This window comes from Myxosarcina sp. GI1(2024) (assembly GCF_053543375.1).
Genome location: NZ_JBKGTY010000009.1, coordinates 91,493 through 103,507 on the forward strand (window position 1 = coordinate 91,493; position 12,015 = coordinate 103,507).

15 protein-coding genes and 1 pseudogene are annotated in these 12,015 nt (G+C 40.3%); 6 read left to right on the top strand and 10 right to left on the bottom strand.

The genetic code is table 11. The features are described 5' to 3' along the window. The first annotated feature begins 123 nt into the window (after window positions 1–123). Window positions 124–549, top strand: coding sequence for a transposase (locus ACLFKQ_RS24670; RefSeq protein WP_449002335.1), 426 nt, complete (start codon window positions 124–126; stop codon window positions 547–549). Between the two features lie 133 nt (window positions 550–682). Here the strand turns inward: ACLFKQ_RS24670 and ACLFKQ_RS24675 are convergent, their stop codons facing one another. The 3 genes from ACLFKQ_RS24675 to mazG form a co-directional block, all read right to left on the bottom strand. Continuing rightward, entirely contained in the window at window positions 683–1,870 is a 1,188-nt protein-coding gene (locus ACLFKQ_RS24675) for an NAD(P)/FAD-dependent oxidoreductase (protein ID WP_449002336.1), read from the bottom strand. Window positions 1,871–2,088: 218 nt separating this feature from the next. Next, entirely contained in the window at window positions 2,089–2,472 is a 384-nt protein-coding gene (locus ACLFKQ_RS24680; RefSeq protein ID WP_449002337.1) for a hypothetical protein, read from the bottom strand. Window positions 2,473–2,789: 317 nt separating this feature from the next. Further along, window positions 2,790–3,614 (bottom strand): nucleoside triphosphate pyrophosphohydrolase, encoded by an 825-nt coding sequence (gene mazG / locus ACLFKQ_RS24685; RefSeq protein ID WP_449002338.1) that lies wholly within the window; start codon window positions 3,612–3,614, stop codon window positions 2,790–2,792. Between the two features lie 122 nt (window positions 3,615–3,736). Here mazG and ACLFKQ_RS24690 point away from each other — a divergent pair, with 122 nt between their 5' ends. Both ACLFKQ_RS24690 and ACLFKQ_RS24695 read left to right on the top strand, forming a co-directional pair. Next, on the top strand, window positions 3,737–4,225 hold the full coding sequence (locus ACLFKQ_RS24690; protein ID WP_449002339.1) for a helix-turn-helix domain-containing protein: 489 nt from the start codon (window positions 3,737–3,739) through the stop codon (window positions 4,223–4,225). Between the two features lie 98 nt (window positions 4,226–4,323). After that, window positions 4,324–4,497: a transposase gene (locus ACLFKQ_RS24695; protein WP_449002427.1), complete on the top strand. Its 174-nt coding sequence runs from the start codon at window positions 4,324–4,326 to the stop codon at window positions 4,495–4,497. Here ACLFKQ_RS24695 and ACLFKQ_RS24700 read toward each other — a convergent pair. Then, entirely contained in the window at window positions 4,446–4,694 is a 249-nt protein-coding gene (locus ACLFKQ_RS24700) for a two-partner secretion domain-containing protein (protein WP_449002340.1), read from the bottom strand. The genes ACLFKQ_RS24695 and ACLFKQ_RS24700 overlap by 52 nt on opposite strands. Window positions 4,695–5,144: 450 nt before the next feature. Between ACLFKQ_RS24700 and ACLFKQ_RS24705 the strand changes: the two genes are divergently transcribed. Next, the gene (locus ACLFKQ_RS24705) at window positions 5,145–5,627 is read left to right on the top strand and encodes a COP23 domain-containing protein (RefSeq protein WP_449002428.1); all 483 of its coding nucleotides are present in this window, start codon (window positions 5,145–5,147) and stop codon (window positions 5,625–5,627) included. Between the two features lie 179 nt (window positions 5,628–5,806). Beyond that, window positions 5,807–6,829, top strand: coding sequence for a DMT family transporter (locus ACLFKQ_RS24710; protein ID WP_449002341.1), 1,023 nt, complete (start codon window positions 5,807–5,809; stop codon window positions 6,827–6,829). Between the two features lie 266 nt (window positions 6,830–7,095). On the opposite strand, the pseudogene ACLFKQ_RS24715 reads toward ACLFKQ_RS24710, so the two are convergent. The 4 genes and pseudogenes from ACLFKQ_RS24715 to puuE all read right to left on the bottom strand — a co-directional run. Continuing rightward, a pseudogene (locus ACLFKQ_RS24715) lies at window positions 7,096–7,557 on the bottom strand (IS630 family transposase); the annotation flags it as partial. 47 nt (window positions 7,558–7,604) lie between these two features. Continuing rightward, window positions 7,605–7,805 (bottom strand): hypothetical protein, encoded by a 201-nt coding sequence (locus tag ACLFKQ_RS24720; RefSeq protein ID WP_449002342.1) that lies wholly within the window; start codon window positions 7,803–7,805, stop codon window positions 7,605–7,607. 149 nt (window positions 7,806–7,954) lie between these two features. After that, a complete protein-coding gene (locus ACLFKQ_RS24725; protein WP_449002343.1) occupies window positions 7,955–8,152 on the bottom strand; it encodes a hypothetical protein in 198 nt (65 codons plus the stop codon). Between the two features lie 148 nt (window positions 8,153–8,300). Beyond that, complete coding sequence (puuE, locus tag ACLFKQ_RS24730) at window positions 8,301–9,206, bottom strand: allantoinase PuuE (RefSeq protein WP_449002344.1); 906 nt, start codon at window positions 9,204–9,206, stop codon at window positions 8,301–8,303. A 247-nt stretch (window positions 9,207–9,453) separates the two neighbouring features. Here puuE and ACLFKQ_RS24735 point away from each other — a divergent pair, with 247 nt between their 5' ends. Next, window positions 9,454–10,701, top strand: coding sequence for an allantoate amidohydrolase (locus tag ACLFKQ_RS24735; protein ID WP_449002345.1), 1,248 nt, complete (start codon window positions 9,454–9,456; stop codon window positions 10,699–10,701). 7 nt (window positions 10,702–10,708) lie between these two features. Here the strand turns inward: ACLFKQ_RS24735 and ACLFKQ_RS24740 are convergent, their stop codons facing one another. Continuing rightward, entirely contained in the window at window positions 10,709–11,119 is a 411-nt protein-coding gene (locus tag ACLFKQ_RS24740; RefSeq protein ID WP_449002346.1) for an allophanate hydrolase-related protein, read from the bottom strand. A gap of 4 nt (window positions 11,120–11,123) precedes the next feature. Next, the gene (locus ACLFKQ_RS24745) at window positions 11,124–11,822 is read right to left on the bottom strand and encodes a GntR family transcriptional regulator (protein WP_449002347.1); all 699 of its coding nucleotides are present in this window, start codon (window positions 11,820–11,822) and stop codon (window positions 11,124–11,126) included. Between the last annotated feature and the right edge of the window lie 193 nt (window positions 11,823–12,015).

Genomic DNA, 12,015 nt, shown 5'->3' on the forward strand with positions numbered 1-12,015 from the left:
AAGTGCGATCGGGCTTTAGAATAATGTTAAAGTTAATCAGCAAAGGTATTCTATCTTATTTTGTCTGTTTAAATTGTTTAAGTACCGCTAACCAATGGCAGCGATAAAAGCCAAATGCTACCTATGATTGACCAAGTGGAAACTCGTTGTGAGGATTTGCCCGACCACTGGCTCACTGATGGTGGATTTACCAGTAAGGAGTCGATTGAAGAGGCGGCCGACAAAGGCGTCTGCATTTTAGCTCCCGTCCCCAAACCCAAAGACTCCGAGCGAGACCCTCACCAGCCTTTGGGTTCCGATTCTGAGGTCATCGCTGCTTGGCGGGAGCGGATGGGTAGTGACTGGGCGAAGGAGACCGACAAGCTTCGAGCAGCGAAAGTCGACTGTGTCAACGCCCAAGCTCGCTGCCGTTATGGAATTCAGCAATTGCGAGTGCGAGGACTAGCGAAAGTCGACTGTGTCGCTTTGTGGATGGCCGTAGCCCACAATCTCTTGATTTGGTTACGCCATCTTTTCTCTCTCACTCCAGAGCAAGCCACTCTCAATTGAGCTGGGTTTTTTCACAGACTCTTAGCTAAAATTTTTTGCGAGTGGAGCTAATGAACGATCTAGCAATCAATCAGATGTAGGAATAACTGAATACACATGAAAGTTATACATTACTTATTGTGTGAAGAGCGAACTATTTTTCAAAATTACTACTAAAGCTCTCGGCTAACTGAGAAATAATCTCATCTGCCTCCCCCCTTAACCAACGAGCAAAGCGTCTGGCTAAAATCGGTGCGAAAACTAAGGTGCTGGTAAACCCAGAAAACAGATAAATTCCTGCTAGAGGCTGTAGTTGACCGACTAGGGCGATCGCGCGATTGTTAAAAGCGACTAGACAATGATGGTAAGTTCCTGGTATTGTTTCTAATATAGGTAGTATGCTGCCCAACTGCTCCCTAATTTTAGATTCTCCTGCTACTGGATCGAGCTTGGCATTAGGGTTAGACAAAATAGTACTTATTTGACCCAGACACAAACTCCCGTCTAGAAATTGTACTGCACCAGCATCTAAAACTGAATTGGGCTGGTTATTCTCTCGGTAGGAGTTCCAATCAGATTTTCTAGCTAATTCTCCGGCAATAGCTTCCAAAGCGAATCTCTGTTGCACTGCTGGCATAACTACAGTATTGAGCTTGAGATTGACTGGGGGAGTCCTAATTAGCTCGGCGTGGGTAAAATAATTGTTGACTTTGATGTCTGCATTGAGAAGCAGCGATCGCGACAAGCCGCCCGCACAAACTACGGTGTTAGCAGCATAATAGGTATTGAAGTTAGTTTTAACTCCCCAAATCCGCCCTTGGCGAACGATAAAACCTGTCACTGGTTCGTATTTAATTTCTCCGTCATTACGCAAACAAGCTTGAAGATAGGCATCAGTAGTTTTTTGAGGATGTATGTGTCCGTGGGGCAATCGCAGACATCCCGCGATCGCTTTCGGATTTAACAGGGGTTCTAGCTGACAAGCTTCTTCAACACTAAGTAGTTCGGGTTTAATCTCAAAGCAATCGTAGTTTTCAGCTATGGTTTGAGGCTCGCGATCGCGATCGATCGTTAAAACCAAATCTAGTTCTCGAAATTCTGTATCTCCATCTAGTTCTGCGGCAAGCTGACGATGTAACTCAATGCCTTCTCGACCTAACTGTCTGGTTAATTCGTTTGTTCCCCACCAATAAGCTAAGCCACCGTAACTATAAACGGTTGCATTGTCAGGTATGGAATCTCGTTCTAATAACAACACCTTGAAGTTTTGTTGGCTGAGTTCGTAAGCTAGGGATGCGCCAGTAATCCCCGCACCAATCACAATCCAGTCGTATGTCGTCATTTAGTTATTGAATGGTATCTAACAAAAGCATTAAAAACGATTGAATTTCTCTGCCCAAATTATATTTCGATTAGTATATAGCTTTTCTATTGGAGCAGTAAACGAAATTAAAATTAGAGCGACAATGGATAACGACAGACAGCTGGAATTTTTAAGAGAAACGAAGTCAGGTAAGCAAAACTTCAACAAGAGTTTATCAATTTTGCCGACAAGCAACATTAAATCTTCAAGTCGCTCTTTTTACGAATTGTGTTTTTTCCTAAGACTAAGATTTTACGAGAATAAGTTTTAATTAGAGAGATTAAAAAAGAAGGAGAAACAATCGAGGCAATTATTCTAGCAATAATTGTAAATAAGGTTAGCAATAAGTTGTTGATAATAATTTCCAGTTTGTTAAACTTGGGTTCGAACTCAATGCTATCAAGATCTTGGCGCTCGGGTAAAAATCGAATGACTCGCTTTGATAACTTTGCCTCGGGAATGTCTTTAGGTAAGGAAGTTTCCCAAAATCGATTTTCAAGCCGTTCAAATTGGCTGCGATCGAGATTTCGGTCGTATTGCTCCCAGCTTAGTTTGGCTCTAGTTTCTGCTAACAATTTCATCGCTTTTAAATACTTTAAATCGGCGTACAAACAACAGTGATAATAAAGGTAATAATATAGATATTACAAAAAAATTCAAGTCAATTAAATTGATGACACTAATTAAGTAGGCATAACAAAATAAACATAACAGTGCCAACGGTTATTAAGCTGTTTAAAATAACTATTAATAACTACTAACCACTAACTAATAACAACCCGATCGGCTCGACTTTATTCGTGTAATTTTACTAACTTAAGACCTAAAAATTCGTTTAAAATTTAGTTGAGAACTAGAGCAATTGTCAATGCGGTAAGCAAAGCCATGCCCGAAGGGCTTATCGCTCTTCTAATTGTGCTTTAGCCTGTTGCCAGAGAGATTCGAGTTCATTAAGTTCGTAATCGGCGAGAGGGCGATTGGCGACTCCCTCCATAATTTTTAGTCGGTTAATAAAGCGGCGATTCGTACCCTGCAAAGCCTCAAAAGGATCGAGATCGTACCAACGAGCAAGATTGATTATCGTGAACAGCAAATCCCCTAGTTCTGCTTGCTGATGTTCTTTATTTTCCGTAGATAAAGCTTCCTGAAATTCCCTTAGTTCCTCCTCAAACTTCGACCAAACTCCCTCGATATTTTGCCATTCAAAACCAGCCGCAGCGGCTTTTTTAGAAATTTTCATTCCCGCCATTAAAGGAGGTAAACTACGAGCATAGCGTTCTAGTTTGCGGCTTAATAATTTAGCTCGTTCTGAGGTTACGCCTTTTTCTAAAGCTTTAATTTGTTCCCAGTTCTGATTTACTTCAGCCGCACTGTTGACTTGGATATCGCCAAATACATGAGGATGACGGCGAATTAATTTCTCGGTAATCCCTCGTGCCACTACTTCTAGAGTAAAATCATTTCGTTCGCTGGCGATCTGTGCTTGCAAGACTACCTGCAACAACAAATCTCCCAACTCTTCGGCGATCGCATCACGCTCGCCACTAGCGATCGCCTCTACCGCTTCATAGGCTTCTTCAATAACATAGGGGATTAGAGTTTGAGGTGTTTGCGCCAAATCCCAAGGACAACCGCCATCGGGCGATCGCAATTGTGCCACGACATCGATCAAACGTTGTAAGGCGATTAGTACCGAATCATAGGTTGTCGATTGAGAACTCATGAGATTTTGAATGATTTTGGGAAAGAAGCGCGCCACTTACTTAATAGGATAAAGCTTTTAATACCAATTCACTTAAATAATGCTATAAATACTTAGAAAATATCCCCATCTGAAATTTGTGAATGTCTGGAGTTCTTAAAATTGAAATTGTTGAATCAGAAGCCACACTGAAAAAGTTATTAACTCAACTTAAAAGTGCCAAAACTCAAGAAAGAGTTCCAGTTCTCTACTGGCTCAAAACCAATCAAGCAAACAGCGTAGGGCATTTAGCAGCAATGTTAGGTCGGCATCCCACCACGGTTTCTAGGTGGCTGAGCAAATATCGCCGAGGAGGTCTCAAAGCGCTCCTGACCATTAAGTCTAGTCCAGGAAGACCAGCTACCATTCCTCAGAGCGCGATCGCTCTTCTTCAAGAGGAGCTATGCGACCCAGAAGGATTGTTCAGTTATAGAGAAATACAAACCTGGTTAGAAACAGTGTGTGATGTCAAAGCATCTTATAAAGTAGTTCATGACATAGTTCGCTATCGATTGAAAGCTAAATTGAAAGTACCTCGCCCTGTTAATCTTAAACAAGAAAAAGGGGCGAGCGAGAACTTCAAAAAAAACTAGGTCAAAAGATAATCAGTAGCCTGGAACAGTATCAAGATAGTTTAGGTGTATAAGAACAAATTCGTTAATCTTTTGAGTTAGATATTCCTGAAAATGTAATTCTACTTTTTCAACCTCCCTATAGTCCACAAGTTAATCCAATTGAAAGATTGTGGAAACATCTCAAAAAAGACCTGAAGTGGGGGTTATTTGAAGATTTGGATGCCTTGAGAAATACTATTCAAAAGATTCTCCCAAAACTGAGTCGAAAAGTTATTAGTTCATTGCCATAATTGACAGAAAATTCTCTAAAACTGTGAAATAAGTTACTTTTTCTGGTCTCTCCTCCAGTTATTTCCGAGACGTTTCCATTTTGAGTAACTCGTGTATTAACCGTTCCATCAGAAGTTATTTGTGCCGAAGCATGACTAAATTGAGAACCAATTAAATAACAAGCTAAAGATAGAGGTAGATAATAACTGGGTTTCATCTCTGCACTCCTGGAACTAAAATGCTATCGCAGCGTTTCTTACGAATATCTATAAATATCCTGTGTTGCAAATTGTTTAAAGATCGTATCTAGCAATTGTTTACATTTTTGTTTCGTTTTACTACAAAAAAACAGCGTTAATTTTATTAAAAATTAGCGTCATAAGCTGGTTTACAAAATATTTGGTACCCAGTCACCATATTTTTGTAAAGTATTGATTTAATGAAGTTTTTTGAATATTGAAGAGTAGTACTTGTAAAGTGCCCGCAGACTAAATTAGACGCTTTAGTCTGTTTTAAGTCAAGAGCTATCAATTGAGTTCATTTAAATTAATAGTATTTCCAGTTTGAAGCGATAACATGTTAGTAAAAGCCTGTAGCCAAATGAGCTACCTAAGAGTTATGAAAAGCAAACATTTAACTTTAGTCTCACTTTATAGTAGGTGGCATAATTGCTGCTGCTACTGCTGCTCATGGTGAATCAAACCTATCTTCAGAAACAACTTTCTTTTGCCAGGCTGATAACGATACCTCTACTACCCTAGCCCAAACCAGCGATGGAGAGATTGTGCCTATATTTCATTGGAGGGAAGAAGCTTTGCCTAGTGAGATCGATCTTCAGCAAACCTGCAATGAGGTATCACGAAAATTAGAAAATTATTTTGTTTCTCATAAAGATTTGTCTACTGTTAATTTCAAACCGGCACAACTAGAAAATCTTCCCGTTATTTGTTTGGCTGGAGAAAATAATGAGTGTAATTTACTTTTACTGGCTCTAGCTCCTGTAGAAAAACCCCTAAAAACTGCTAATGAAGTCTTAGAATCAACTTTAGATCCCCAATTACAAATTAATAAAAAGGTTTCTTACGAGCGAGGTGTACAATCAATTTACTATCCAGTTAACTTGTGGCAATTATTAGGACTTCAGTTCTAGAATTTAATGCTGTTTTTTGAGAAAAAACTATCATAATTAATTGATTCATATTTCATCTTTAAGACTGCGGAATGTAAAGTTAGAGTAGATAAGGGTTGGTCAATTGCATAGTCAATTAGGCAAAATATTTGAACCCTTCTCAATCAACACAGTGTATGGAATTGCTTGTGAAAAACCGGATGATGCTCTCTCAGCGCTCTGGACGGGTCTATTTACTGCTTGCTATTTTAATCTTTGGAGCAGCCAATACTGTAACGCGCAAGCTAGTCGAACTCGGTACACAATATGCGATCGATGGGCGCAATCCAATTTCCTTTTGCAATGTCCTCTTTGTAGGCAACTTATGTGCGCTGGTGCTTTTGGGGGTAATTTACCATCGTCAGTGGCGCTTGGGTTTATTGAGGCAACTAACTTCGAAGCAATGGCAGGCAATGGTTACGGTAGCCATTTTAGGTGCGGCAATCGCTCCTACTCTAATCTTTATGGCCCTTTCGTTGACAATGGTTAACAACGTAATTTTAATCGGAAGGATCGAATCACCGTTGATTTTAGTTTTATCAGTATGGTTGTTGCGAGAACGTGTAAATGCCTGGGTTGTCAGTGGGGCCATTGTCTCTTTTATCGGTGTGACCCTGACTATTCTGCTTCAGCCACCAGAGAACGACCCGATAGCTATGGGAATGGGTATCGAGATTGGAATTGGCGAGTTGCTCACCGCCATTGCTGCTATTTTTCTAGCGATTTCGACCCTAATTAGTAAAGTCAGCTTGCGACAGATACCCTTGGGTTTTTTCAGCAGCTTCAGAACCCTGATGGGCACTATCGTCTTCTTTATCGCCACAATCGTGCTTTACGGTCCCAGTCATTTCATGGATGTCACCTCGCCAGTTTTGTGGCAGTGGATGTTAGTTTACAGTGCAGTTATCGTAGTAGGAGGGCAACTATTCTGGTTTAGCGGCTTAAAGCGCAGTAACGCTGGCGAAGTTTCCCTAGCTAGTGCATTTCAGCCGATTGCAGGAATTTTGGCAGCCTATCTAATTTTAGGAGAAGTGCCGACTGTAGCTCAGTATATTGGAGGCAGTGTAATTCTCTCCGGTATTGTTCTCAATCAAATTGGAGTGTATCGTCTCAACATAACCGAGCCTGCCCAGCAACCGACAAACAAGGAAATGAATGAGGCAATTGGATTTAAGGGAATTTGAGCTTTACGACAATTAATCAGCTAACTAATCTGAAATAGAAGAAAGAATGCTACACATCCGCTCTCTCTTTTTCTACACCTCCGAGTCTTGGCTTATACCAATTGGCTAAATGTTTGCTACACATAAAGCATCAATAATAAATTTCCATCCAGTAATTTTAGCAATAGTTCGAGTGGTTAATTTATTCAAATCAGGACTTACGCACTTCAGCACTCTAAACCTTGATTTACCGTTACTGACTCGCTGCTCAAACAACGAAATTTCATTCAACTGCGTAAGTCCTGCAAATGTTTGGTAATATCTTTTTGGAGTTCTTCTACCGACTCAAAGTTAATCCATTTAAAATTTTCTTTGAGAGCTTCCCATAATCTTTCTATAGGATTAACTTGCGGTGAATAAGGGGGTTGAAAAAGTAAGATAATATTTTCGGGAATATTCAAGCTTAAAGCTTTGTGTAAACCCCCATTATCTAACTGGATTATATGTAGTTCATTCGGATCGGTTTCGGAAAATAATTCCAAAAATATTTCAAAACAGACACTGTTTAAGTGAGTAAACTCCCAAAAAAAGCTTTCTCCTGTTAACGGTTCAACTAATCCATATAACCATCGATACAAAAACTTCCATTGTTCAATTCCTATCGGTTTAACCCCTTTAGCAGTAATCTTTCTTCGCGAAACAGTTTTTAATCCAAATCGGCTTTCATCTTGACACCAACAACGAACTGTTTCATGTTTGTTTAATAGTTCTCGATTCTATTCTACAAGACTTTCAATTAATTCTGGCAGTTTTTTTTAAAGTTTTCTACTGCTCCTGGTTCTTGTTTAAGATTAATTGGACGAGGTACTTTTAATTTCGACTTAAGTTGATAACGAACTGTTTTATGTACTGTCCAATAAGACGCTTCAACATCATGGACGCTCCAGAGCCACTGTTGAATTTCTTGATAACTATCAAACCCTTCTGGTTCTAACAATTCCTGGTTGAGTTTTTCTTTGACTGCTTCTGAAATTAAGGGTATTCTTCCTGAACTTTTACCAATTTATAGCAGGTAATTAAGTCCTCTTTGTCGATATTGACCAACGGTTAGGGCTTGTGAACCGCCGTGCGACGGCGGTTCATTCCCTAACTTAAGCATCTCGAAATTGTAACTCGATGACGACCAGTTAGAGTTGCCAAATGCCCTACTGTTTCTGCCTGATGAGTTTTGAGCCAATAAAGAATTTGTATTCTTTCTCTCTTTTTTCCGATTGTTTGGTTGATTAGTAGCTTTTTTAAGCTTTCTTCTGACTCGGTAATTTCAATTTTTAGTACTCCAGACATAGCTCAATTTACTAGCGATCGCTGTTAAGTATTTATAACATTTTTTGATCCAATTGGTATTAGTGAGTTAATTAGTATCAACTCAACAGTTTAAATATTTAAATTAAAGTTGGAAAATTGGTGTCAACTTGGTGTCACAATAGATTAATTAAATTGGAGAATGATGTTCGATCCAGTGTCGGGCAATATCGATGCGACGGCAAATCCACACTCTGTTGTGACTTTGAACGTAGTCGATAAAACGGGCCAAAGCAGCAATTCTTCCTGGTCTACCGGCTAGTCTGGCATGAAGTCCTACTGACATCATTTTGGGTGTAGTTTCCCCTTCACTATAGAGAACATCAAAGGCATCCTTAAGATAAGTATAAAAATCATTGCCACTATTAAAACCAGGTGCGACGCAATATTTCATGTCGTTATTGTCTAGGGTATAGGGAATAACTAAATGAGTTTTCCCTGCTACCTTTACCCAGTAAGGCAAATCGTCATTATAAGCATCAGAGTCATATAAAAATCCCCCTTCCTCGACAATTAAACGGCGAGTATTGACGCTAGGTGCATACCGACAATACCATCCTAAAGGACGCTCGCCTGTAAGTTTTTTCAGAGAGATTATGGCTTTTTGGATATGTTCTCTTTCTTCAGTTTCGTCTAACAGATGATGACCAATCCACCGCCAACCATGACAGCAAATATCGTATTCCGCATCCACAATAGCCTTTGCTGCTTGGGGATTTCTTTCTAGTGCCAATGCCGCACCAAAAATAGTTACTGTAAGCTCTTTTTCTTGAAATAGGCGCATCAAACGCCAAAATCCCACCCTACTACCATATTCATAAACTGATTCTACTTGTAAGTCACGCATACCTTTACCCATAGAGGAACCAGGCACCTCGCGCAAGTATATTTCGGCAGCATCATCGCCGTCGGGAATGGAATACTCCGAACCCTCTTCGTAGTTAAGTACTATTTGCAGAGCTATTTTGGCATCTTGCGGCCAGTTGGGATGGGGAGGATTGACACCATAGCCGATTAAATCTCGCGGATAAGACATGAGTAGCAGCGAATCTAGTTAGTTTAATTAAATTAGTAGATTTTTCAACACTCTCCAACATAACGACGATCGCTATGATAGTTAGAGTATTGGTATACAAAACCAAATTCTTGAGGCGATCGCCGAGCGGCAAATCCAGATTAGGAGTAGTAAACAAATTATCTTTCTGACATAAAATATTGTGCTAGCCTAAACATAAAATTTATTGTATACAGTATACTTAATTTTCCCTGTCTTGGGTCTACCTATGAAAACAACGACTACGGCTCAACTACTGGTCAATGGCGATCGCTTAAACCAAAGTATTGCTCGTTTAGCTCAGATTGGCAAACTTCCTAATGATGGAATCAAACGGATTGCTTACAGTCAAGAAGATCTCGAAGCGCGTAATTTGGTAATGCACTGGATGAAGGAATCTCAGATGCAGATTAGGATTGACGCGGCAGGTAACATCATCGGGAAATATCCCGGCAAACTTGCCGACGCACCAGCTTTAGCTACGGGTTCTCACATCGATACCGTTCCCTGTGGTGGAGATTATGACGGCGCATACGGAGTCTTAGCGGCATTGGAAGTAGTACGAGTTCTTCAAGAAAATCAGCTGAGGCTGAACCACCCTCTAGAAGTAATTGTATTTACCGATGAAGAAGGTAGCATGATCGGTTCTAAAGCCATATCGGGTAGAGTAATTAACGATCCAGACTATTATCGTCGTCCCGATGGCACGGATATTAAGTCTTGTTTGGCAAAAATCGGGGGGAATTGGCATAATATCGCTCTAGCTCGTCGTAGTTCCTCAGACATTACTGCTTTTGTCGAACTTCATGTCGAACAGGGACCGATGCTCGAATCTATGGGCAAACAAATCGGGGTAGTAGAAGGCATTGTAGGACAAAGACGGTTTAATATTACCGTTAAAGGTAGTGCCAACCACGCAGGTACCACACCGATGCAGATGCGCTGCGATGCTTTAGTGGCAGCATCACAAGTAGTCTTAGCTGTCAATCGTATCGGCAAAACTCCAGGGCAACAGGTAGCTACAGTAGGTAAAATGGAAGTTCTACCTAACGCTGCTAACGTCGTTCCCGGTTGGGTAGAAATGAGCCTAGACATCCGCGACCTATCCAGTTTGCATATAGACAGTCTGCTAGAACAGTTAAGCATCCATTTCGAAGAAATAGTCGTCGCTACCAATACCCAAATTCGTTTACATCCTTGCTTGAACAACGAACCTGCTTTGGCAGAGGCTTATATTCAACAAGCGATCGCTCGAAGTTGCCAACGTTTAAACTTGAGTTATACTTATTTACCCAGTCGTGCTAGCCATGACGCACAAGAACTCGCTCAAATTACTGATATGGGGATGATTTTCGTTCCCAGTCAAATGGGAGTTTCTCATGATGCCAACGAATACACCTCTCCCGAACAGTGTATTCAGGGAGCTAATGTCTTGCTACATACTTTGATGCAGTTAGATAACTATTATCAACCATAGATTTATGCTATCCATTGTCAGCCGTTAACTGTTTATATGCTGCCCAACCTCCGAGACTGGAAATATCGGGCCAATTGTATTTTTCAACTAGTTCTCGGGGATAAAGCATAGCGATCGCTCTTTCTCCTCCTTCTAGGTTGACTGTATCGGGATACATATGGGGAGGTTCGTTAGCTAACAGATATTCATACTGTTCTTCTGTCATTTTGTAAATTTCACCAGGAATACTAACTCCTCCTGTTTCTACGGGATAAATAGCAGGATGCCAGCCGTTTTCTGCTGCATGAAGTCGATATTGAGGCAAGGTTTTTGCGGTTTTAATAAATTCTGCCGATTGCAAATTGTGATGATCTGGCTGTCCTCTCAAAGCCGAACCACAAATAAAAACTTGCTTGGTATTCGATTCTGTTGTTGCCATAATCCTATGCCGTAGGTGTAAGTAATTTGGTGTGGTTAATGATTTCTAGTTCGCGCACGACTCTGGTTTTACTAGCAATTAAATGTTCTTTAATAGTTTCTCGGGCTAAATCTACGTTTCTTGCAGCGATCGCTTCATAGATTTGTCGATGTTCTAAACGTATTTCTAAAACTTGAGGATTGTGTTTAGTAGTTTGAATTCTCAGCAATGCCATTTGGTCGAAAACTCGTGCCAGCAAAGTCAGTAACCACTGGTTACCCGAACTTTCTGCGATGAGATGATGAAATTGATAATCTAACTCTAAAAGTTTCTGGCTGTCAGATTTACTGGTTCCAGATTCTGTAGCTTTTTCTGCTGACAGTACATAGTTTTCTAATCTTTCAAGTTGTTGGGCAGTAGCGAGTTTACAAGCCTCTGTCACTGAAAGCTGCTCTAAAGCTATACGACAATCATATAGTTGGATTGCATCTTTAGTAGAGAGTGTCGCAACCTTAAAACCTCCATGGGGGTTAGAGACAATTAATTTTTCCTGTTGCAACTGACCGATTGCTTCTCGAATCGGAGTACGACTGACTTGCAATTGTTCGGCTAACTTAGTTTCAATTACTCTTTCTCCCGAAACCAAATCTCCTCTGAAAATAATTTGTCTCAGAGCTTGATATACTTGCTGTCGTAGAGATTGACTTCGTTGGATGGCAACCATAGATTGAGCTTAATCTTACTCAAGATACTAGATGTTTAGGTCTACAGTATACAGTATACAAAAAGCTAATAGCAATCGTGCGGCAAGTTGAGATTGAGAAAGATTTGGTTTTAGGGTAGTGCTAAAGATGCAATGAACCATTATAGTAATACACAAAGTGCCAGATAGCACCTAGATGATTCTCTAATGATTT